Consider the following 22,920-nt stretch of genomic DNA (forward strand, 5'->3'; position numbering starts at 1 on the left):
TCCCGAGCCCTAACTGTATACGAACCCCTGAGCGCACGCACCGGATACGGCCGCTTGTCGTATTTTTGCCGGCCATGCGCCAAACGCTTAATCAACTCGATACGGACCTGTTTCTGTGGTTAAATAGCCTGCACGCCCCGTGGCTTGACCCCCTGATGGTGCTGGCTACCGAGCGGAATACCTGGATTCCGTTTTACGTATTACTGATTGGGTGGCTGGCGTGGCAGTACCGAAAAGCGGCAATCGGTCTGGTAATCACGCTGGCTGTCAGTGTGGCTATCAGTGATCAGGTTTGCTCGTCGGTACTGAAACCCCTCACGCTTCGGCTGCGGCCCTGCCATGAACCGGCCGTGCAGGCGCTGATGCACCCCGTGCTGCCGTGCGGTGGGTTGTATGGCTTTGCATCGTCGCACGCCGCCAACACCTTTGCGCTGGCCATGGGCCTCTGGTTACTGCTTGGCCGAACGTACCCAGCGCTGCGCTGGCTATTTTTGTGGGCCATTGTGGTTACCTACAGCCGTGTGTACGTGGGGGCCCACTATCCGCTCGATGTACTGGCGGGGGCGGGCATCGGCACAGTCGCAGCCTGGGGTTGCGTTCGCGTGTATACTACCCTTCAAACCCGTCGAAAAGCCAGCGTCAGCCGGTAATCACTGCCTTATTTCGTCTATCTATGTCATTTTCGTCGCTCCTTGTTCGGTTTCAGTCGGCTGGTATGATTCCGCCGCCCTACACGCATTTCTACACGCTGACAGCCAAACCGGTGGAAAACCGGCTGTCGATCGATTTTAACATCACCTACACCGACCGGGAAGAGCTTGATGAAGAGGATATTACGGGTGAAGGGTTTACGCTCAACGATGATTTTGCGTGGTCGGGCGAGCTGGGCGAGGCCTGGTTGCCCATCCTCCGGACGCTACTTGATCAAACGGAGCTTGATCCGTTCAACGAAGCCGATCTGGGTGAGCAGGACGATTACGTGGAAGTAACCATTGATCCCAGTGGCGGCAAACCCAGCCCCGGCACCCCGGCCGACCCCGAGCCGTTTCTGTATGCCATCCAGGAACTGATTCAGGCGATTTACGAAGCGGGCGGCAAAGAAAAACCCTTCGAGTTGATCTACCTCGACTACAACCGCACGGGTGATCTGGAACTGCGGCTGAACGCCTCGTTTGCGGAGCGGTCGGTGCGGCTGATGCGCTACCAGAACCGGCAGGAAAAAAACCGGCAATTGCCCTGGGAGACGCTACAGCAGGTCATGAGCACCGTTTACGCCTACGATTACAACCCCGAAGACAGCCTGACTCGCCCGCCCAAGCGCGACGGGCAATACCTCAACCTGGGGGGCGACGAGTGGTACGACGTTACGCCGCTGACGGCGGTGCAGCAGGCCCTGGAACAACTGTAGCGGCACGTACCCAGCGCCCCACCCGCAGCTGCCCCCCGCGAAACGTTTGCGACTGTTGTTCCACCAGGCCCAGTCGGGTCAGAACGGCGGGCCAATCGGGGAGGTGCCGCACCGGGATACGGGCGACTACCCGAAAGAAAAGGAGCATTGCCGCCATAACGGCCCGCTGCTGCCAGGTACGTGGCTGCCCGAAATCGCTGATATACAAGGCACCGTTGGGTCGTAGCGCCGCCAATAGCCGGGGGACGAGTTGCGCCTGCAACGTAGCGTTGGGGTAGAGATCAAGCACAAACGGCAGCAGTATCGCATCAAACTGATCCGTTGGTTCAAGCGACGCTTCGGTGCCGTACCGAAACTCAACCTGCGACGGGTTTGCTGCCGTTTGTTGGGCCCGTTGCAGCATGGCCGCTGAGGCTTCCAGGTAAAGCACCCGTTGGGGCCGTTTGTCGCGCAGAAAACGCGGTAATAACGTACCTGTACCACCGCCCAGAATCAACACATCGCTGCCAGCCGGGACCTGCCACCACGCCGCCTGTTGGGCGGTCAGAAGGGCGCGCCCAAATACCAGTTGGGCCAGCTTGTCGTAGACGGGGGCAATGAAATCGAAGGTCATAAGGGATGGAAAGTGCTTCATAATCAGATGAATCTGTTGCACTTTCCCGCTAAACGCGTGTTTACTGTATGAATCAGTTGTACTATTCTAACATAGGTGAATCTTTCTAAAATACAATCTTGTTAAGTAAGGGATAATGGGCTAGACGAGTCGATTGACTACTGGCCTGATTGTTAACGAAATACAACCTGTATGAACTCCATTCGCACAACTGTTAAACTGATGTATCAAACGCCGTCTGCGGTCGATTTTTGGACAAGCCTGCGGGGATCAGCCCTCGCCTTTGTCAATACCAACGCTGAGGTTTTCCGCTCGCTTTCCCGCGTAGGGGCTCCCTTTGGCGAGAGCATTGCGGGCCGGTAACCGTTACCGCTTGCCTAATTCAATCACCTGCATGTCGCTGATCTGCCCGTTGTCGAGCGTGAAGCGCAGGCAGGTTCGGATAAGATGAAACCCTGTTTTACCGGCTGCGCCGGGATTCAGGTAAAGCATATTGGCCAGCTTCGGATCGCGCACTACTTTCAGGATGTGGGAATGCCCGCAGACGAACAACTGAGGTGGGCGCTGTTGCAGCAAGGGCCGTACAACCGGGTTATAGCGGGGTGGAGCACCCCCGATGTGCGTGATCCAGACCGAGAACCCTTCCAACTCAAACCGCAGATTGGCCGGATAATCCTGTTCCGAATCGATATTGCCCGACACGATCCGCAGAGGCCGGAAAGCCGCTAATTGCTGGGCTACCGTTGCGGCCCCTACGTCGCCCGCGTGCCAGATTTCGTCGCAGGCGTCGAAGTGCGTAAACACCGCCGGGTCGAGGTAGCTGTGTGTATCGGAGAGCAGGCCAATTCGGGTCATAAAGAAGGGGAATGTGAATGATGGGTAATGAATTGGCTGGCCCAGGATCAGCCCGCGCCAGCCAATTCATTACCCATCATTCATTACAAAATTTGGTCTTTCATTTCGCTACGGATGCGTTTTTTATCCAGTTTTCCGACGCTGGTTTTCGGGATTTCCGGCACGAAAATGATTCGATCGGGTACGTACCATTTGTTGAGTTCGCCCTGATCGATCCGGTGCTGTAAAGCCTCTTTGATTGCATCGGGTTCCAATTTTCCGACGAAATCCGGTTTCAGGACCACGATCGCGTGCGGGCGCTCGCCCCATTTTTCGTCGGGTAGACCCACCACGGCCACTTCGGCGATGCCATCAATCTGCGAGAGCAGGTTTTCAATTTCCAGCGACGATACCCACTCGCCCCCCGTTTTGATAACGTCTTTGGTTCGGTCGGCAATCTGCACCCAATGATCGGCCGAGATACTGGCGACGTCGCCAGTGTGCAGCCAGCCGTTCTGCCAGAGGTCGTCGCTGCGGTCGGGCTCCTGCCAGTAGCCCTGCGTTAGCCACGGGCCATGGGCGACCAGTTCGCCCATGGCATGCCCGTCGTGAGGCAGAAAATTGCCCGCTTCGTCCATAAGCCGTAGCTCGATGAAGGGCGCAACCCGCCCGGCCCGCGTCAGCAGATCGACCTGTTGCTCGGTCGGTAGCGCGCGCTCCTGATCGTTCAGGTACGTTAGCGCCATGATCGGGGCCGTTTCCGACATGCCGTAGCCCTGATACACCCGGATCCCTTTGCTGAGGGCCGCCGTAGCCAGCCCCTTGGTGAGCGCTGAGCCTCCGATGATCACCTTCCAGCGACTAAGCTGCTCGCGGAAGCGATCGGCGGCCGGGTTGTTGACCAGCATGTTCAGAATGGTGGGGACGCAGTGCGAGAGGGTCACGCCTTCGCTCAGCAGCAATTTAAGGAGCAGTTCAGGTTCGTAGCGGCCGGGATACACCTGTTTAGCCCCCAGCATGGTCGCCAGAAACGGAAACCCCCAGGCGTGCACGTGGAACATGGGCGTTATCGGCATGTAGACATCCGTAGGTGACTGAAATGGTACGGCCTGCAGGCCCGATACCAGCGTACAGAGCCCCATGGTGTGCATAAATAACTGCCGGTGCGAGAAATAGACACCCTTTGGGTGACCGGTCGTACCGGTTGTGTAGAACGTGGTGGCAATGGCATTTTCGTCGAAATCCTCGAACGCAAATTCGTCCGACGTACCTGCGAGCAGGCGTTCATACTCGCCCGCCATGCCGTCAGGTACGTTGTAATCGGCCGTGTCAATACGGCCCTCCTGATACACCTTGTCGGACAGCACGATAAACCGCTCTACGGTCGTAAGCTGAGGGCGGATCGCCTCGATGATCGGCAGGAAGTCTTCATGCACCAGCACCACTTTATCGACGGCATGATTCATCGTATACAGAATCTGGAACGGCGACAGCCGCACGTTGATCGTATGCAGCACGGCGCCCAGGCAGGGTATGGCAAAGAACGCTTCCAGATACCGGTGGCTATCCCAGTCCATCACGGCAACCGTATCGCCCGGCTGCACCCCCGCCTCGGTCAGCACGTTAGCCAGCCGTTTTACCCGTTCGTTGAACGTCTGGTAGTTCATTCGGAACAAGTCGCGGTAGACGATTTCGCGGTGGGGTTCGTAACGGCTCGATTGCTGTAGAAGAGTTTTCAGTAACAGGGCTGGCTCGTGGGCCAGGCTAGCTCGCGGGATTAGGCGGATCGACATAGGAATAGACGAATGGGGTTTATACTGGTTTTGTATAAAGCAAAATAAACAAGAGTTGTTGCGCCACGCTAGTTAGTGTGGTAAACGTAGAAAAGGATACACACCAGGTGGGGAAATTGTAGATGGAATTCTACAAATGAGGCGTTGACAACTAATTCATTTAAAGGCATTGTTACCTCACTTGTTAGTAAACGTATCATGTACTCGAGTAATTCTGTCTTAAATTGGCTAATAACCAATCATATTTTCAAATAGGATAGTTGTTGGCCTTTAATTTGCCTTTAACAAGGCATACGCTACACGCTTTATCCAACTTTTTTATGAACAACTTTGACCATCTACCCGGTTTTGCGTCAACATAGTACGTGGTGGGATTTACCATCATGCGGTAGTTACTTCTACGGGCAGCCAGTTGGTTAGCCTGGCTAAAGTGAGTACCGGCTATGTCCCCATCGAAACCCCGTAAATGATGTCCGCCACGCTGCTGCCCCCAATCAGGAGGGCCTGATCATCCCCATTCTCGTACGCTTCGTTCAGCTAATTCCCCTCGGGATTTAGACAGCCTTGCCAGTGTGCGCACACTGGTTTGTGACTCCCTGCTTAGCTAATTCATGACCACCCACTGGTGACGTATGCGCCTCGGCGTGCAGCGGTTACCTGTTGGGGGCTATTCCTTCGTTCGGCCGGCACGTATCCGGCGGTTGCCCCAGGCAGCCGCGGGCCTCGCAGCGCCCTGTCCCGTATCGACTATCCAACACATGACAAGACACAATACCCAACTACCGCTTTTTCTGGCGGGCTTACTACTGGTGACCCTGTTTGGTTGCTCAACCGATGCCATCGATACCGTTGCTATTCCCGAGTCGAAAGCCACAGTGGTGGAGATGGCGTTCCCCAATCAGACCGGTGAAACCAAAGAAGGCATTTACCTGAACGAACCGGTACGGTATCAACTCATCTACGGACAGGCCATTTTTCAGGGCGATATGATTTTGAGCCCAGCCGACCTGACCGACCCCGACCGCACCGCCGATGGTACGGGCCGCACCCTGAAGAGCCTGCGTTGGCCAAGCCGCGTGGTTTACTACACGATTGCGCCCAACCTGCCCAATCAACAACGTGTGATTGAGGCAATTGCGCATTGGGAGGCCAAGACCGCCATCCGATTTGTGCCGCGTACCAACCAGAGCTACTACGTGACGTTCCGGCCGGGCAGTGGCTGCTCGTCGAACGTTGGTCGGGTAGGGGGGCAGCAGTTTATCACCCTGGGTACGGGCTGCAGTACGGGAAATACCATTCATGAAATTGGGCACACCATCGGCTTGTACCATGAACACAGCCGCGCCGACCGTGACAACTACGTGACCGTGAATATGGCCAACGTGGCCGCTGGTTACCAGGACGACTTCAAAACGTACCTGCAACTGGGTCGGGACGGCTTCGATATGGCGGGCGGGCTCGACTTCAACTCCATTATGCTCTACGACTCCTACGCATTTTCGGCCAACGGCCGCCCTACCCTCGTGAAAAAAGACGGGAAAACGTTTACGGCGCAACGTACGGGCCTGTCGGCCATGGATATTGCCACGGTGCAGTCGATGTATCCCTAGGCCACTGTTTTCTCTGAGTACATCAGTGGTTGAAAACCCTGTTGCTGGTAGCGACGGGGTTTTTCTTTGCCTTATCGGTGATTTATGCGTCCTTAATCGGGTTATAGCGGTATGACACCCGTTTCGCCGGCCCCAACCGACCCTTACGCTTCGCTTCGCATTCCCGATTTTCGGAATTACATCGCCAACTCCTTCCTGCTGACGGTCACGCTGCTGATTCAGGAGGTGATTTTGGGTTATGAATTGTACAAAATCACCCACGACCCGCTGGCCCTCGGTCTGGTGGGGCTAGCCGAGGCGATTCCATTTATTCTACTCTCGCTTTTTGGCGGGCATCTGGCCGACCGGCGCGACAAAAAACGAATCTTACAGATTAGCCTGCTGGTGATCATGTTCAGTTCGGTGGTGCTGTATCTGGCGTTCCGGCCGTCGGTGATAAGCCACTACTCGCAAACGATGCGGCTGGCTGTTATTTACGGGGTGCTGATGCTCATCGGAACGGCGCGGGGCTTCTACTCACCAGCCAGTTCATCGCTGAAACCGTTTCTGGTGCCTCGGGAGCTATACGCCAACTCGTCGACCTGGAGCAGTTCGTTCTGGCAGGCCGGCGCCATCACCGGGCCGGCGCTGGCAGGGCTGCTCTACGCCGCCATTGGGTTTGAGAATACCCTGCTGGCTTCCATTGGACTATACGTACTCTGTTTTCTGTTCATCTCGCTCATCAAGCGGCACCCACCCGTGGCTACGCACGACCTAACCAACGTCGGGTTCTGGGATAGCCTGCGCGAAGGGTTCACCTTTGTCTTTACCAACCGGATCGTCCTATACGCCATCTCGCTGGACCTGTTTTCGGTGCTGTTTGGGGGCGTAGTGGCTATCCTGCCCATTTTTGCCGAAGATATTCTGCACGTCGGGCCGCAGGGGCTGGGGGCGTTGCGGGCAGCCCCGTCGGTCGGGGCGGTGGTTACCATGCTGGTTATGGCGAAGTTTCCGCCCACGCACAACGCCTGGCGTAACATGCTGCTGTCGGTAGCCGGGTTCGGCGCCGCAACCATCGTGTTCTCGCTGTCAACGAACATCTATCTGTCGATCGTAATGCTGGTGCTAACGGGCGCCTTCGACAGTGTCAGTGTCATTATCCGCCAGACGATCCTGCAAATTTTCCCACCCGATCACCTGCGCGGCCGCGTAGCGGCCGTCAACGGGATCTTTGTCAGTTCATCCAACGAAATTGGCGCGTTTGAGTCGGGGGTAGCGGCGCGGCTGCTGGGCACCGTGCCATCAGTAATGGTGGGTGGGGCCGTAACCATCGCCGTGGTTGGCTACATCTACACCCGCTCCAAAGACCTGTTTGGCGTTCGGCTCTCGTAAGGGGCTTGGGGGGTAGGGCAAGGGGTAGCTCGTGATGGCTGGAAGGGTGCATCCCCACTAGTCATCCACCACAATTTTTTTGTCGGTGATCAAGGGGCGGTGTTCGTCGATAAACGCTTTGAACTGCCGGATTTCTTCGAGTTGGCGGTCGATGGGGTGCGTAAGCGCGTAGCTTTCCACGTAGACGTCCCTGAAGTCGGTGATCACGTACTCCATCAGTTTGATGCCCCGCTTTTTCAGCGCGTGGAGATACAAATTCTGGTGATTGAACAGGAATCGCCCCGGTTGGTAGGAGCCGGTCGTTTTGATATCGACCGCCTTGTACATGCCAATCAGATCAACGTACCCATAAAACAGGACGTCGTCGATCTGCCATTGGCAATAAACCTGCGTTTCCACGATCGGACGCGGAAGTAACTTTCTCACTTTTTGCAGAATGGCGGGGTCGAAGCGCTCTTCGTCAACGCCTTTCAACAGCGTTTCTTCGAAGGAAATCCCACGTTGCTGCGCTTCGGTAGTGGGCGTAGGCACCCGGTTGATGGTGTCGAGCAATTGCTGCTCGGTCAGGTTGCCGCCGTGCAGGTAGCGCGAAAAGACATTCAGCAGCGTTGGGTAAAAGCGATACTTGATCATAGTACAGGTAACCATATACATTGGACAGTATGCCGTTGCGCCGCTGCTCATGAGCGTCAGCAAGCGCACACTGTCCACTGTATACGGTTAACTATTTTTTCAGCCGACCTTCCCAATGGCGACGAGGGCCGAGAGGGTGGGCGTTGGGCTACCACCGAGCTTTTCAATCGTAATGGCAAACTGATCGGCGGCCGGGATGGCCCGGTTTTGTTCCTGTAGCGCAACCCCGTTGGTAAACACGCCGGCATCGACCGGCTTACCATCCACCAGCGCCCAGAGCTGGTATTGCTGATTCGAGGCCAACTCGGGTAGGGACTCCACTTCCAGCGTTACGAGCTTCTTGGGCCGGTTCCAGTAAACGATCACGTCGGCACGAGACCCGTCGGGTTTGGCCGAGGCCAGCCGAACGGTCTGCGTGCCGGGTTGGCGCAGCAGTGACAGCAACTGGGTATCGCGTTGCTGCTGCTGACGCAACTGCCCCAGCTCAGTCTGTAGCTTTACGTTGGTTGCTGCTAGTTGGCCACCCTGTTGCTGCTCGGTACGCAATTGGCTGATGAGGTAATAGGCGAAGGCAATTAACAGCAGGCCAACGGCCGCCGCCGCGACCCAGGCACCCTGAAAGGCGGGGCGTTCGCGGTGCAACGGAATGACGTTGGCGTCGGCCTCGTCTTCCGCCATGATTGGGGCCGAATTCATGGTCAAACGACTCCGAATACGCTCCTGAAGATCAGCCGGTGGCTCCACACTATGCAACAGCGCATAGTTTTCGAGTGCCAGCGTCAGCCGGTCCAGTTCCTGGCGTACTTCTGGATAGATACCCGACAGGCAGTCAACCTCGCGTCGTTCCTGATCACTTACCGTGCCCAGGACATACGATTCCAGAATTCCAGAGGTTATATAGTCAGGTATATTCATTGAGTAAACACAAGTTTCAATTCTTGAAGAACCACCCGCAAGCGCTCACGTAAGTTAGTATCAATACCGGATTTTTCACCAGTCAGTTCGCTTGCAAGCTGGCCCCGGAAGTAAACGGCATCAAGTAAGGTACGTTGTTCGGGGCTAATTAGATTTTCTACGGCTTCAGAATCAACCTCAGGGGGGCGACCCGGCGGGTTTTTGGGCATAGCCCGCAGGGCCTCCTGCCGGGCCCGACGAAGCAGCCAGGTGAGCAGCCGCGTTTTCTTAGGATTGAACTGATCGAACTCGTTCCAGGCCTTGACGAAGACCTCTTCAACAACCTGCTTGGCTACGTCGGGAAGGCATACGCTGGTCAGAACGACCCCATACAGGACGTGGGCATACTGATCATACAACCATTGAAACGCCTGCTCATCGCGCTTGTTGAGCCGACGAAGCAATTGATCTTCCGGGACCAGGTATTGCTGACTTTTCACAAAAAAGTTGCTGTAGACGGCCAAATATAGCCAAATCGGCGAATTAGCGAAGCTCGTCGGCCCGCAATGTGCGGCTCCATTTCTCGACGCCCCGACTATCGAACGCCCTGATCGTGAGCACGCGGTTTTTTGCCGGGCCACTCACGGCCATCGTGGCAAAATTCCGTTCGGTCAGTAAGGTGCCGGCCACCACCGTGGGCTGAGTCAGTTCATCGGCGGTTGGTTTGGCTGGCCCCGAGGTTAAGGGCGAGATGGTTACGTCGTAAAGCGGGTACGTACCCGGCCGGTCGAGCTTGTGAATGATGCTGTGGTGGCGGTCGCCGGTGATGAACAGCAGGCCAGGTATGTTCGCCTCAGCCAGTTCGTTCAGCAGGCGGGTACGTTCGGTACCGTAGATGGCATAATTCTCAAAATTTTTCGTCGGATTGATGATCTGCCCCCCCGTGACGACAAACTTAAACGTGGCTTTGCTGTAGCGCAGGGCGTCCAACAGCCAGGTGAGCTGCCGATCGCCAAAATACGCTTTGACCGGGCCATTGGCCCCGCCGTCGGGCTGTTCATCGGGCGAGCGGAACGTGCGATCGTCGAGCAGAAAGAACTGGCAGTCGCCCCACACGAACGTACCCGCGCACCCTTCCTCGAAGATATAGTTTGGATTCGCCCAGAAGAGTTTGAAGGCTTCGAGCGTAACCGGCTTGAGCCAGTAGCCCCGGTCGGCATCATTGGGGCCGAAATCGTGATCGTCCCAGATGGCGTAGTTGGCCGCGCTGGCCAGCAACGGTTGCATCTGCGGCAGCGAGCGGGTGTGCGTGTACCGATGCAGAATCCCCGACCGGCTGTTCCAATCCACCTCGCGCGTGTAAGTATTATCCCCCGTCCAGAGCATGAAATCGGGCTTTTTGGCGGCGATGCTGGTGAAGATTTCGTAGCCAGCACCGTAGGGTGTACCGGGGCGGTCGAAGGGTGGCTCGTTCACGTAGGTGCAACTACCCAGGGCAAACGTGAAATTGGGCGGGTCGGTCCTGAATTGCCAGAGCGGCTGGGTCTTGAAGGTGGTCGGGTAGGGCAGGCCGACCGCCTTGCCGTCCACCAGCACCGTATACTGATACGGCCGGCCGGGCATCAGCCGATCGGCAATCAGGTGGGCGGTGTAGGCCTGCGCCTTGTTGGTCTGCACGGGATCCGACAGAAACACCGGGGCGGTTTTGCCCTGTTCTACGTACCGGATCTGTACACGGGCGGCCTGCTTGGTCTGCACCCAGATTGCCGCTTCACGCATGTCGACGTACCCAACCATCGGACCCGACTGAATGGGGCCGGGTCGGCTGGGCTGAGCGGCCGTGTCGGCAAGTGTGGCGGCTGGTTTGCGGGCGGCGGGGGCAATCACGGCCGGCTGGCCGGGCCGGGCTTGGGTGGGGCGAGCGGGCGTCTGGGCCTGGCCAGTTGGACCTACCGCCAGGGTGCTACCCAGGGCGAGCAGCAAAACACGAGAGAGCATGGAGCGCGATGTTCGGGTTTGATCGGCTGAAACTACGCAGAAATAGGAAACCTGAAGCCTCGGTTTGGGGTTCGATAAGCTATGACTCCCACAAATCGTGATCTTATCCAGGCGCTCCGGCAAGGGCAGCTCATCGGCATTGCCGACGAGACCGGCTGGTCGGTGGCGGCTGATCCGCAGAACGAAACGGCTGTGCAACAGCTAATTGCCTTAAAAGGGGCGACCCGTAACCCCTATCAGCTAACAGTGTTAGCCAAGAATACGGACCAGGTTGCGTTATATGTCGCTAAGATGCCCGACGTTGGGTATGATTTAGTTGAGTACGCCGAGCTACCTTTGGTGGTGTTGTTTGAGGGCGGCAAGAACGTGGCGGCTCCGGCCGACAGCGGTGAGATCGCCATTCGGAAGTCGTTGAGCGAACCGGTTCAGTTTCTGCTGGGCGGCTTTGGAAAAGGGTTGCTGACGCTGCCGTTTGAAAGCTTCAGCCTGCCCGAGGCCGCACAGAACGTGGTTGCCTATACGCTTGGCGAGGCCTCGCGGAATTTCCGTAAGCCCCGTATTATGCGCCTGGGTAGCGGCGGACAGATTGAGTTTATTCGTAAGTAACTAGCCATGTGTGGGGTATCGTGCCCGATGAACGACAAAAGCGGCCCGGGTCGCCGGTTCTCATCGGGTAGGCATCGCACAGTCAGTCAATGAATTTTTCTGATTTTCTGCACACAAAGCCCGTTTTCGAGCGGGTGGCCGAGCAGGCACGCAAGCTGGACATACCAGCCTACGTGGTGGGCGGCTATGTGCGTGATTTAGTATTGAAACGCCCCTCGAAAGACATCGACATTGTCTGTTTGGGAAGCGGCATTGCCCTGGCCGAAGCGGTTGGCCAGGCCGCCGGGGCGCATGTGGCCGTATACCAAAATTTTGGGACCGCTATGCTGCGGATGCCCGACCCCGCCGATGGCGACGTAGACGTGGAATTTGTGGGCGCCCGGAAAGAATCGTACCGGGCCGATTCGCGTAAGCCGATCGTGGAAGACGGCACCTTGCAGGATGATCAGAATCGGCGCGATCTGACCATCAACGCCATGAGTATCAGCCTGAACGCCGCCGACTTTGGTGCCCTGATCGACCCGTTTGATGGGCTTGGCGACCTCAAGCGCCGGATCATCCGAACACCGTTAGCCCCCGATATTACCTTTTCCGACGACCCGCTGCGCATGATGCGGGCCATTCGGTTTGCCACGCAACTGAATTTCGACATCGATCCCGATACGTTCGACGGCATCGTGCGGATGAAGGACCGGCTGCCCATCGTGTCGATGGAGCGGGTCATCGATGAACTGAACAAGATCATTCTGGCGAAAACCCCATCGTATGGTTTCAAACTGCTCTACCATGCCGGGTTGCTTGAACTGATCCTGCCCGAACTGACAGCGCTGAAGGGCGTGGAAACGGTGGATGGCAAAGGCCACAAGGATAATTTCTACCACACGCTACAGGTGCTCGACAACGTCGCGGGCATGACCGATGACCTCTGGGTACGTTGGGCGGCGCTGCTGCACGACATTGCCAAAACCCAGACCAAGCGGTTCGATAAGCGCGTTGGCTGGACGTTTCACGGCCACGAGGAAGTAGGGGCTCGGCAGGTACCAACGCTGTTTCGGCGGCTGAAACTGCCGCTCAACGAGCACATGAAACAGGTGCAGAAGCTGGTTCGGCTGCACATGCGCCCGATTCCGCTCGTGAAAGAAGGCATCACCGATTCGGCGCTGCGCCGGTTGTTATTCGATGTTGGTCCCGATCTGGAAGCGCTGCTGACCCTCTGCCGGGCTGATATTACCTCGAAGAACCACGAGAAAGTACAGCGGCATCTGCAACGGTTCGATCAGGTGGAGCAAAAACTACACGATCTGGAAGAACGCGATCAGTTGCGCAATTTTCAGCCGGTGATCACGGGCGAACTGATCATGGAGACGTTCAATCTGAAACCGTCGAAGCTGGTGGGGGAGTTGAAAGTGGCCGTTCGGGAAGCCATTCTGGAAGGGATGATCCCCAACCAATACGCCGTTGCCTACCCGTTTATGATCGCTGAAGGCGAAAAGCGCGGATTAACCGTGGCCAAGTATGTTGAAGCGACGAACGTACCTGGCGATGAAGCTCCAGATACCTCCGGGGCGTTGCCACAGCCGACGCCCAAATCATTACCGCAACCGGATGAGCGCAAACAATAAGACCATCTACGTCATTAACCATCTAAACACGCTACTCGTTTTACCGCAAGTCTATGGAAAAGAATAACTTCCGACGTTCCTTTGGCGCAGGCCTGACCATCCTGGGTGCCGCCGTATTGCTGTTTGCCCTGGTCGCTTTTCTCTCCGACGGTAAACCCACACTGGGGCTACAGGTTTCCGGAGCTAAAGCCTTTGCTCCCTTCGTGCTCGGCCTGATCTTCTTCGGCTCCGGCATCAGCCTGATCAATAATTCGTAGGGATAAGCTATAGCGATCCAACGTCAAAGCGGTCCAGGGTGGCTGACGCAGCCGTGAAGAGCGTCAGCCACCCTGGACCGCTTTGACGTTAGATTAACATTACTTCACAAACAGCCACTTCGCGTACAGCGCCTTCTGTTTGTCAGACGCGTTGGGGAGCACTTCGAGGCGATAGGCGAGCAGCGGGTTTTCGATCAGTTTGATCAGTAGCGGACGTACCTGACCCCCGCGATTCACAATCAACTGAACCGTGTCGCCCGCCTTGCGGCCCGCGATGGCCTTGGGCAGTTCGTCGGTGAGCCGGACGCTATCGACGGCGAGTACTTCATCGCCTACGTTCAAACCGCCCAGATCGGCTGCGCTGCCGCGCCGTACCGCCGTGATCGTCTGGCGACCGGTGCTGGGGTTCATACCCGCCGACGCCCCCAGAAAACCGTCCTGCTGCTTGGCGGCCACATTGACCAGTCGCACGCCTACGGGCTCGAAATACCGGGCGTAGTCAAGCGGGCCGGTGCCATTCACGCCTTTGTCGAAGAAGTCAGTCAGCGGCGTACCGGCTACCTGCTCAGCGGCCCGGCGGAATTCGTCGTCGGTGAAACCGCGCTTCTGCTTTTTATAGTATTCATTGTAGAGCAGCCGCATCAGGTCATCCATGTTCCGCTCGCCGTTGCTGCCCGACAGAATGGCCAGATTCAGCAACGTACCCAGCACCGATCCTTTCGAATAATACGATACCGTGCTGTTGGCCGAGTTTTCGTTGGGCCGGTAGTACTTGATCCAGGCGTCCCAGCTCGACTCAGCTACCGACTGCACGTTGTTGCCCGGCTGGTTTTCGATGCCCGTAATGTCGTTAGCGACAATGCGGAGGTACTCCTCCGGTGTGTGAAAACCCGCCCGGCGCAGGATGTAATCCTCGTAGAACGAGGTGCAGCCTTCCGACAGCCACAGCATGTGCGTGTAGTTCTCGTTTTCGTAGTTGAAGGGCCCAAGCGCCACCGGCCGGATCCGCTTCACGTTCCAGAGATGGAAATATTCGTGCGCCACCAGCGTCAGAAACCCTTTGTAGTTGGCTTCCGACGCGTAGGCTACCCGGTTGGTTTGCAGCGTAGTGGAGTTGAGGTGCTCCAGCCCGCCGCCACCCTGGTTGGTGTGGTGCACGATGAACGTGTAGTCGGTGCAGGGGTGCTCACCCACCACGCTGGCTGCCGCCTCGCAAACGCGCTTGTAGTCGGCGGTGAGGCGGTTGGGGCTATACTCGAGCGGCCCGTTGCTGTACATGGCCACGGTATGCGGAATCGCCTGCCCCGCATTAGCGGGGTTGGCCGTGGTAAACGTCAGTGTCTGATGATTGCCGATCTCGATGGGCGAGTCGACCAGGATGTCGAAATCGGGGGCCTCGTAGGTAAACGGCGCATTGGCAACGGGCTTGAGGGCCGTCGATACTTTTTTCCAATCCTTGTAGGGCGTAATCTGTAGCGTCAGCGGGCCGTTTTTCAGCGCATCGTGGTACAGAAACATGGTGGCTCCGTTGAGGTAGCCGTGCGTATCGTCGAGGAAGCTGTTCCGTACACTGAACTCATAGGCGTAGACCCGGTACCGCACCGTGATGTCGTCGGCGTTGCTGTACACCCGCCACGCATTCTTGCGAATTTTTTCGGAACGGACGGGTTGCCCATTCGCCGCGGCCGTAAACCCTTCCACGTTTTTGGCGTATTCGCGGATGAGGTAGGAGCCGGGCGTCCAGACGGGCATTTTCAGGTCGACGTACCCATTTTTGCGGGCATTCGTGGCCGCCGCCGCGTTCTGAAGGCGCATTTCCACCTCGAAATAATGCGTCTGCGGTTGGGGCATCGACAGGGCATAGGTGATGCGGGCCGGAGCGGGGGCAGCGGGGTCGTCGGCGGGTAAATGGGCCCGCCCCGATGGGGCTGCCTGGACCGGGCCAGTGCATAGGGTTATACAGATACAGAGCAAAAACAACACGGACAAGCGTCTGTTCATACGGAAAGACCAGTACATTCGTTGAAAGATTTGTAATCGGGAGTTTCGTTTGATGGCTGTCGCCTGCTGGTTGCCGTTCACTAGACAGACTAGCCAATACGGCCAGCGTGGGTACGTCGAACAGAGCCGCTAGCCGTCAAACCCTCTGCGAAACTACAATGCTTTCTCTTCGTTTCCCAACCGTTAATCGGTTCTATGCTTCCACTATCGCAACGCGTGACTCCCCGCGTTTGGGGGGCTGTCTGTGTAGCGGCGGGGTCCGCGCTGACCCTTCCGCTGATGGCCCAGCGAACGCTTTCCTACACTGAACCCGACCTGCTCTACCGCAACGGGATTGAACTCTTTGAGAAACAGAATTTTGCGGCCGCCCGCACCGAGTTCGAGCGGTACCTAGCCCAGCGCCGCCCACTGCTCAACACGTCGGGAACGCCGGCCGCGGGTTCGCCCGCCGGTGACCCAAACACCGTGTCGGCCGAATATTACATGGCCCTGTCGAGCCTGTATGCCGATGAGCCGGGTGCCGAAGCCTTGGTCGATCGGTTTGTGCGCAACCACAGCGAACACCCCAAAGCCGGTGAGCTCTACGGCGACCTGGGCCTTTATTACGTGGGGCAGCAGGACTACACCAACGGGGTAACGTACCTGGAGAAAGCCATCCGGCAAGCCAATACGGGTGCCAAACAGCGCGATTACCAGTTCAATCTGGCGCTGGCCTATTATAATACGCAGGATCTGACCAAGGCGCTGCCCCTGTTCAACGCCATCAAAACCGATCCGGGCTACACCAACGCGGCGGCGGCATCGTACTATGCCGGGGTCATCAACTTCCGGAATGGCAACTACAACGAGGCCATCAGCGATTTTCGCCGGATCGAAACCAACCCGACCTACCAGAACGAAGTGCCTAACTGGCTGGCGCAGGCCTATTACAAACAGGGCCGCTACGACGAACTGCTCGCCTATACCGAACCCCTGCTGAAACGCAACGGCGGTGCCGCACTGGCCGAAGTGTCGCTCTTTACGGCCGAGGTGTATTACCGGCAGGGCAACTACGCCCAGGCGATTCCGGCCTATAAACGGTACCTGACCGCCAAAGGCAGTGCCGCCCCCGCCGCGCTGAAGTACCGCTACGGGCAGTCGCTGTACAAGGTTGGGAATTACACCGACGCCGTAGCGCAACTGAAGCCGATTGCGTCGGGGAAAGATACAACGGCGCAATACGCGGCCTATACGCTGGGTATCAGTTATTTGCAGCAGGATAACCCGGCTTACGCGCTGACGGCGTTTGATCAGGCGGGGCGGCTGGCGTTCAACCCCTCGATTCAGGAGGAGGCCCGATTCACCCACGCCAAGCTGCAACTCGACCAGAAACGCGGCTCGGAGGCGATCACGGAACTGAACGATTTTCTCAAGAAATACCCGGATAGCCGGTTCGAGAACGAAGCTAACGAACTGGTGGGGGAGGCATACCTGGCCTCCAACAACTACCCGGCGGCCATTGCCTACATCGAGAAGCTGAAACGACGTACCCCGCGCATCAACGCGCAGTACCAGCGGCTGACGTTTAATCAGGGCGTGGCCGATTTCAACGCCGAACGTTACGATGCGGCTATCGCGAACCTGAACAAGTCGCTGGGTACGTCGGCCGACGCCAATTTGAAGCTCGACGCGACCTTCTGGAAAGCGGAAGCGCTGTCGGCGCAGAAGAAATGGGCCGAGGCCATTCCGCTGTATACCCAGACCCGCACCGCCGACGCCTATGCCAAGCGGAGCCTCTACGGCCTGGGGTATGCCGCCTACAACCAGAAAGACTACAGCCGGGCGCTGGGTTACTTCCGCGAGTTTGTGCGGGGGAATACCGACGATGCGCTGCTGGGGGATGCCTACGTCCGGATTGGTGACGCCCTGCTGACGACCAAGCAATATAACGAGGCGATGAAAGCCTACGATCAGGCCATCGCCACGGGCCGGGCCGACAACGATTACGCCACCTACCAGAAAGGCGTCATCCTCACCTACGTGGGCCGCGATACGGAAGCCAAATCGCTGTTCGACCAACTCCAGCGGAATCCGAATTCGCGCTATGCCGACGACGCCCTGTTTCAGGCGGCCAACGTCGACTTTGAAAAGGGCGCCTTCGCGGCGGCGGTTTCTGGCTACACCAAGCTCATCGACGGTCGGCCTAACAGCTACCTGCTGCCGGCGGCCTTGCTGAAGCGCGCCGTTGCTTACGCCAACCAGCAGCAGTACGACCCCGCCGTAGCCGATTACCGCCGTATCCTGGCCGATTTTGGCAAAACGCCGCAGGCGCAGAGTGCGCTGCTCGGGCTGCAAAATACGCTCGACGATGCCGGACGTTCCGACGAATTCTCGTCGGCGCTGAACGATTACAAGCGGACCAACCCGGCGAGCACGGAAGTGGAGAAAGCACAGCTCGAAAACGCCAAATCGCTGTATTTCGCCGAGAAATACGAGCAGGCGCTGGCCGCGTTCAAAGCCTTCGTGCAGGAATACCCCAAAAGTGCCAATGGGGCTGAAGCCCGTTACTACGGTGCCGACGCATCGGCCAAGACGGGCGACGTGCCCACGGCCCTGCGCTTGTACGAACAACTGATGCAGGAGGGCCGGTCGGCCTTCGCGACGAAAGCCGCCAGCCGGGCTGCCGATCTGGAACGGAAGCAGAAGAACTTCCCCAATGCCGTGCGTAACTACCGCTACGTGCTAAGCCGGGCCAACGAGCGCACCGACCAGATCAACGCGCAACTGGGGTTGATGGATACCTATTATGGTTACAAAACTGATTCGGCGGCGGTGATTGCCCGCGAACTGGTAACGGCCGGGAGTATCGTGCCGGGCACGCAGAACCGGGCGCAACTGATGCTGGGCAAAGTGGCCCTGTCGCGCAACGATTACAAAACCGCGATTGCCGACTTTGAGAAGACAGTAGTGCTGGCGAAAGACGTCAACGGGGCTGAGGCCAATTACCTGATTGGGCAGGCGCAGTACCAGCAGAAAAAATACAAGGAGTCGATTGCGACGCTGCTTCGGTTCAACGAGCAGTTCGATGGGTTTGAGTACTGGAAAGGAAAGGCGTTCATTCTGGTGGCCGACAACAATGTGGCCCTGGGCGAACTGGCGCAGGCACGGGCCGTGCTGACGTCGATCATTGAAAACGCCGCCGAGGCCGAGATCGTAGCCGAAGCCAAAACTAAACTAGCCGCACTCGATAAAAAATAAGCCATGCTGAAACGCCACACTACTGTTTTTTGGGCTGGTCTGCTGGCAGCAACCGGCTGTGCCACCGGGCAGGCCTTCGCACAGGACCCCAAGAAACCCACCCGCACGGGTGAAATTGAAAACCAAGAGATTACCGTCGAGAAAAGCCGCCGGATCGAACTGCCGCCCGCCGATCGGGTGATCAACAAAATTCCCTCGCCGAAGGCCAACACCGAGACCCGGAAGATGACCTACGAGTTTCAGGACCGGAAACTGACGGTGGGTGACCCCCGCATTCAGCCAACGGTGCTGGAGCCCGGCAGCACCCAGACCGAAACCCGGCCCGCCTACGAGAATTACGTCAAGCTGGGCGCCGGGAACTACAATACCTTTTACGGGGAAGGCTTTTATAAAGTAGCGACGAGCGGCGGATTCGGAGCCGAAGGGTCGGTGCGGCACCTGTCGTCGGGCATTGGGCCGGTCGATGGTGCCAACTCCGCCCAGCGCGAAAGCCGGATTAACCTGCGCGGTACGTATAATACCGATTTGTTTAAACTGACGGCCGGCCTGGGCTTCGAGCAGGAGCGGTACTATTTCTACGGCTACCGGCCGCAGTTTGAAGGCACCACCCGCCTGGTACCCAACCGGGATTCGCTCCGGCAGCAGCTGACAACCTTCCGGGCCAGTCTGGGCATCGAGAACAACGGCAAAGACCAGACGCTCGATTATGCGCTGAAAACCAGCGTCACCACGCTGGGCGATGCCTACCGGGCTTCTGAGCTCGATTGGGGTACTAACCTGCAAACCTCGTTGCAGATTACCGACAACTTCCTGGCGCTGGTCAATGCCGACGCGTACCTGACGCAACGTAACGATGGCGAGGTGGACAACCGGAACCTGTTCCGACTGCGTCCGGCCTTCCGCTACCTGTCACCGAAGTTAACGGTAACGCTCGCCGTTAATGCCGTCAACGAAACCGACAAGCGCCTGGGGATTAACAATACGCTGGCGTTTCCCGTCGCCAACATCGATGTGGTACCCGCGGGGAACATTCACTTCTTCGCCGGGGTGGATGGCGATATCGTCCGTAACACGCTGCGGAGCCTGCTGAGCGAAAACCGCTGGCTCGCGCCAAACGTGGTCCTGGCCAATACCATCAAGTCGTACGATATCTATGGCGGCTCGAAAGGGCAGTTGGGTAATGGCTTCTCATACGAAGGAAAAGTGTCGTATGCCCGCTACCGTAACTTCAGCACCATTAACAACACCTGGCCCGACACCACCAAGTTTTTCGCCTTGTACGATGGCGGCATTGCGCATGTGCTGACGCTCTCCGGACAGCTGGGTTATGAAATGGGCGGCTTTCGCTCAACGCTGAAAGGCGACGTGTTCCGTTACGACCTCGACCGGCTGGAAGAGGCGTGGGGACGGCCCCGGGCGTCGGTGCAGTGGCTCAACAGCTATACCTTCAACAAAAAGCTGTTCGTTACGTCTGACCTGTACGTGTACTCAGGTATCCGAAACAAAAACTTTACTTCCCTTACGTCGGCAGGCGAGGTGGTGCAGTTGCCAACCATCGCCGACCTGAACCTCAAAATCGACTATTTTCTTGGAAAACAGGTCGCTGCGTTTGTCTCGCTAAATAATATCTTTGGGCAAACCTACCAGCGGTATTTGTATTACCGCGTTCAGGGGCTTAACTTTCTCGGAGGAATTTCGTACTCCTTCTGATGTATGGCTATGCGACCGATCAGCGACTACCTAAAGAAGCTACTTTATCAATACGACTGCCTTGTTGTGCCTGCCCTGGGTGCGTTTCTAACCCATAATGTGTCGGCTTCGTACAACGAGACAACCGGCCAGTTTCTACCGCCCCGGCGCAAAGTTGCCTTCAACGAAGCCCTGCGCCTCGACGACGGCATTCTGCTGAATTACATTTTACTGCACGAAAACTGTAGCCGCGAGGTGGCCCTGCAAGCCATCAGCCAGTTTGTGACGGACCTGAAGCAGCAGACCCGCGAGACGGGTAGCTTCGTGCTTGATGGCCTGGGCATGTTCTCGCTCAACAGTGAAAACAACCTGCAGTTTGACCCGGAACTACGGCACAACTTCCTGGGGAATGCTTATGGGCTGCAGCCGCTGATGCTGACGCGTCAGATGGTACACCCCGCCGTACCGGTGCTGGAGAAGCCCGTTGTGGTCAAACCACTTCCAACCATGGCGCTGACCGTTGTGGTGCAGCCGACCCAACAGGAAGTTGGCGAAGTACTGCCCATGCCAGTAGCGCCGCAACGTACCCAGACCACCTGGCGTTGGGCGGCCGCGGCCATTATGGTCGGCACGCTGGGCTTTATTAGCTACTTTTCCGTCATTAAGCCGAATGAGTCGTTTCAAAGTAGCCTGAACCCCGGTAATCTGTTCCGGCTACCCAATTTTTCGACGGCGAAACCAGCAACCCCTGCTGCCACGGACGAAGCTACCCCGGTCTCAACTGGGTCAACGGCTACTGTTGCGCCGGTCACAAAGCCGGTTGTAGCCCCCGCCCCGTCGGTACCCACTACATTGGCGTCGACCCCCGCGGCTGACGAATCAGTGACCAAATCGGCGCTGGCGTTGGTAGAGGCAGTTTCCAGTTCACGTAAAGCAGCTGCCAAGGCCGCCGAAAAAACGGTCGTTAAGAAACCCGCGGTTGTAGCCGTAGAACCGGCGGCCCCGCAGGCCCCGTTTACCGTTATTGCCGGCAGCTTTGCCAGCCGTAGCAACGCTATCCGGTTTCAGAAAATGCTGAAGCGCGCGGGCTATGATCAGGCCTATATCTTGCCGGGTCGTACCAAAGGTTTGATCAAAGTGGCCGCCGTTGGTGCCGATGCTTACCAGGAAGCGAAAGCCAGTTTGGATTCGCTGAACGCCCTGACGGGGATCACCCCCTGGATTCTGCGCAGCCGGTAACCTATTTATTAGACGAATACGTACCTGAACGTATACCCGAAAGGCGATCATTCGATCGCCTTTTTTATGTTTGTAGGGCGAACGCATAACGAAACCCGTTTGCGCAACGTTAAGACATCAATCACCAACGCCTACGGACGATTTGCCCATGCGTATTGCCTACGAAAACGAAACGGAAGCCCGTGCCTTTGCGGCGGCGGGCGCTTTCAGCGTGATGGTCGTTTTGCTGATTGTGCTCTTTCTGGTCACTATCAGCAGCACGATGCCCAATCCGCCGCCCGTGCAGTTTGTCGAAGTGAATTTTGGGACGAGCGATATCGGTAGTGGGTCCGTACAGACCTACAATAAACCCAACCCATCGCCGAGGGCCGAGAACGTAAAGAAGTCAGAAGATCGCCCAAACCCTAAAGTGACGACGACGCCCCGTGTGGAACGTACCCCGGTGGCCCCCGTTCCGAAGATCGAAGAAGCGAAGCCGAGCAAAACCATTGCCGAAAAGCCGGTTATCGCCAGCCGGACGGAGAGCCCGGTAAGCGTACCCGAAAAGGCCGAGTCGCGCCGTACGAAGGCCACCGCTCCCGACCCTACGCCCGCCCCGCCTCGTGCTGAGCCCGCTAAGAAGGTGGAAACGGTTGACCCGAGTGCGCTCTACAAACGGTCGTCGGGCGGCGCCGGTTCGAACGGCACCAACGGCCGGGCCGACGGTGTGGGTGGCAACAACAACGGCGACAACCGGTCGGGGGTAGGGGATAAAGGCAATCCCGAAGGAAACATCAATGCCAAAGAGTTCTATGGTAAACCCGGCGGGGCCAAGTCGGGGGTGGCTCTGAACGTATCGGGCTGGGCGTTTGGCAGCAATCGCCTCGACAAGGACGATTCCGACGAAAACGGGAAAATCATCTACCAGATCAAAGTCGACAGCGACGGTAATATTGTGTCGGCCCGTCCGTTGCAGCAGACCGTCAGCCCATCCGTCGAGAGTTTTTACCGTCGGCAGGTAATGCGGTTTAAATTGCGGCCGAAAGGATCGGTAACCCCGTCTGACCTGGCCACAGGTACGTTGACCATTTCAATTAGTGCGAATTAAGAACGGGTGCATCGGGGCCTTTTGGTAG

Annotated in this window: 20 protein-coding genes; 12 read left to right on the forward strand and 8 right to left on the reverse strand. The window is 57.5% G+C overall.

Annotated elements, in window-relative coordinates:
- Positions 1 to 74 precede the first annotated feature (74 nt).
- Positions 75 to 650: a phosphatase PAP2 family protein gene (locus FAES_RS15860; protein WP_015332255.1), complete on the forward strand. Its 576-nt coding sequence runs from the start codon at positions 75 to 77 to the stop codon at positions 648 to 650.
- Positions 651 to 673: 23 nt separating this feature from the next.
- Positions 674 to 1,408 carry a hypothetical protein gene (locus FAES_RS15865; protein ID WP_041257948.1) on the forward strand — a complete coding sequence of 245 codons (735 nt, stop codon included), beginning with the start codon at positions 674 to 676 and terminating at the stop codon, positions 1,406 to 1,408.
- Here FAES_RS15865 and FAES_RS15870 read toward each other — a convergent pair.
- Positions 1,365 to 2,042, reverse strand: coding sequence for a class I SAM-dependent methyltransferase (locus FAES_RS15870; RefSeq protein ID WP_015332256.1), 678 nt, complete (start codon positions 2,040 to 2,042; stop codon positions 1,365 to 1,367). The genes FAES_RS15865 and FAES_RS15870 overlap by 44 nt on opposite strands.
- A 171-nt stretch (positions 2,043 to 2,213) precedes the next feature.
- On the opposite strand from FAES_RS15870, the gene FAES_RS30400 reads away from it, so the two are divergent.
- Positions 2,214 to 2,384 carry a hypothetical protein gene (locus FAES_RS30400; RefSeq protein ID WP_158408783.1) on the forward strand — a complete coding sequence of 57 codons (171 nt, stop codon included), beginning with the start codon at positions 2,214 to 2,216 and terminating at the stop codon, positions 2,382 to 2,384.
- Positions 2,385 to 2,387: 3 nt separating this feature from the next.
- Here the strand turns inward: FAES_RS30400 and FAES_RS15875 are convergent, their stop codons facing one another.
- Both FAES_RS15875 and FAES_RS15880 read right to left on the reverse strand, forming a co-directional pair.
- A complete protein-coding gene (locus tag FAES_RS15875; RefSeq protein ID WP_015332257.1) occupies positions 2,388 to 2,876 on the reverse strand; it encodes a metallophosphoesterase family protein in 489 nt (162 codons plus the stop codon).
- A gap of 83 nt (positions 2,877 to 2,959) precedes the next feature.
- Positions 2,960 to 4,648 (reverse strand): fatty acid--CoA ligase, encoded by a 1,689-nt coding sequence (locus tag FAES_RS15880; RefSeq protein WP_015332258.1) that lies wholly within the window; start codon positions 4,646 to 4,648, stop codon positions 2,960 to 2,962.
- A gap of 758 nt (positions 4,649 to 5,406) precedes the next feature.
- Between FAES_RS15880 and FAES_RS15885 the strand changes: the two genes are divergently transcribed.
- Positions 5,407 to 6,258: a M12 family metallopeptidase gene (locus FAES_RS15885; protein WP_041257950.1), complete on the forward strand. Its 852-nt coding sequence runs from the start codon at positions 5,407 to 5,409 to the stop codon at positions 6,256 to 6,258.
- A gap of 111 nt (positions 6,259 to 6,369) precedes the next feature.
- Entirely contained in the window at positions 6,370 to 7,629 is a 1,260-nt protein-coding gene (locus tag FAES_RS15890; protein WP_015332260.1) for an MFS transporter, read from the forward strand.
- Between the two features lie 57 nt (positions 7,630 to 7,686).
- Here FAES_RS15890 and FAES_RS15895 read toward each other — a convergent pair whose 3' ends face one another.
- The 4 genes from FAES_RS15895 to FAES_RS15910 all read right to left on the reverse strand — a co-directional run bounded on the left by FAES_RS15895 (position 7,687) and on the right by FAES_RS15910 (position 11,154).
- Positions 7,687 to 8,262: a PD-(D/E)XK nuclease family protein gene (locus FAES_RS15895; protein ID WP_083891492.1), complete on the reverse strand. Its 576-nt coding sequence runs from the start codon at positions 8,260 to 8,262 to the stop codon at positions 7,687 to 7,689.
- 99 nt (positions 8,263 to 8,361) lie between these two features.
- Positions 8,362 to 9,177 (reverse strand): anti-sigma factor, encoded by an 816-nt coding sequence (locus FAES_RS15900; RefSeq protein WP_015332262.1) that lies wholly within the window; start codon positions 9,175 to 9,177, stop codon positions 8,362 to 8,364.
- Positions 9,174 to 9,656 (reverse strand): RNA polymerase sigma factor, encoded by a 483-nt coding sequence (locus tag FAES_RS29045; RefSeq protein ID WP_158408784.1) that lies wholly within the window; start codon positions 9,654 to 9,656, stop codon positions 9,174 to 9,176. The genes FAES_RS15900 and FAES_RS29045 overlap by 4 nt, the downstream gene beginning before the upstream one ends.
- A 43-nt stretch (positions 9,657 to 9,699) precedes the next feature.
- Positions 9,700 to 11,154, reverse strand: coding sequence for an alkaline phosphatase D family protein (locus FAES_RS15910; protein WP_015332264.1), 1,455 nt, complete (start codon positions 11,152 to 11,154; stop codon positions 9,700 to 9,702).
- An 81-nt stretch (positions 11,155 to 11,235) separates the two neighbouring features.
- Here FAES_RS15910 and FAES_RS15915 point away from each other — a divergent pair, with 81 nt between their 5' ends.
- From FAES_RS15915 to FAES_RS15925, 3 genes are all read left to right on the forward strand, one after another.
- A complete protein-coding gene (locus tag FAES_RS15915) occupies positions 11,236 to 11,760 on the forward strand; it encodes a Sua5/YciO/YrdC/YwlC family protein (protein ID WP_015332265.1) in 525 nt (174 codons plus the stop codon).
- An 89-nt stretch (positions 11,761 to 11,849) separates the two neighbouring features.
- The gene (locus FAES_RS15920) at positions 11,850 to 13,382 is read left to right on the forward strand and encodes a CCA tRNA nucleotidyltransferase (RefSeq protein ID WP_015332266.1); all 1,533 of its coding nucleotides are present in this window, start codon (positions 11,850 to 11,852) and stop codon (positions 13,380 to 13,382) included.
- Positions 13,383 to 13,435: 53 nt separating this feature from the next.
- Complete coding sequence (locus FAES_RS15925) at positions 13,436 to 13,639, forward strand: hypothetical protein (RefSeq protein WP_015332267.1); 204 nt, start codon at positions 13,436 to 13,438, stop codon at positions 13,637 to 13,639.
- Between the two features lie 99 nt (positions 13,640 to 13,738).
- On the opposite strand, the gene FAES_RS15930 is transcribed toward FAES_RS15925, so the two are convergent.
- Positions 13,739 to 15,640 (reverse strand): M61 family metallopeptidase, encoded by a 1,902-nt coding sequence (locus FAES_RS15930; protein ID WP_041257951.1) that lies wholly within the window; start codon positions 15,638 to 15,640, stop codon positions 13,739 to 13,741.
- A 195-nt stretch (positions 15,641 to 15,835) separates the two neighbouring features.
- On the opposite strand from FAES_RS15930, the gene FAES_RS15935 reads away from it, so the two are divergent.
- The 4 genes from FAES_RS15935 (at position 15,836) to FAES_RS15950 (ending at position 22,892) form a co-directional block, all read left to right on the forward strand.
- Entirely contained in the window at positions 15,836 to 18,877 is a 3,042-nt protein-coding gene (locus FAES_RS15935; RefSeq protein ID WP_015332269.1) for a tetratricopeptide repeat protein, read from the forward strand.
- A gap of 3 nt (positions 18,878 to 18,880) precedes the next feature.
- Entirely contained in the window at positions 18,881 to 20,587 is a 1,707-nt protein-coding gene (locus FAES_RS15940) for a TonB-dependent receptor (protein WP_015332270.1), read from the forward strand.
- Positions 20,588 to 20,590: 3 nt separating this feature from the next.
- Positions 20,591 to 21,805 carry an HU domain-containing protein gene (locus FAES_RS15945; protein WP_015332271.1) on the forward strand — a complete coding sequence of 405 codons (1,215 nt, stop codon included), beginning with the start codon at positions 20,591 to 20,593 and terminating at the stop codon, positions 21,803 to 21,805.
- Positions 21,806 to 21,953: 148 nt separating this feature from the next.
- Entirely contained in the window at positions 21,954 to 22,892 is a 939-nt protein-coding gene (locus tag FAES_RS15950; protein WP_015332272.1) for a hypothetical protein, read from the forward strand.
- The last annotated feature ends 28 nt before the right edge of the window (positions 22,893 to 22,920 follow it).

Source organism: Fibrella aestuarina BUZ 2 (assembly GCF_000331105.1).
Classification (GTDB): Bacteria; Bacteroidota; Bacteroidia; order Cytophagales; family Spirosomataceae; genus Fibrella; species Fibrella aestuarina.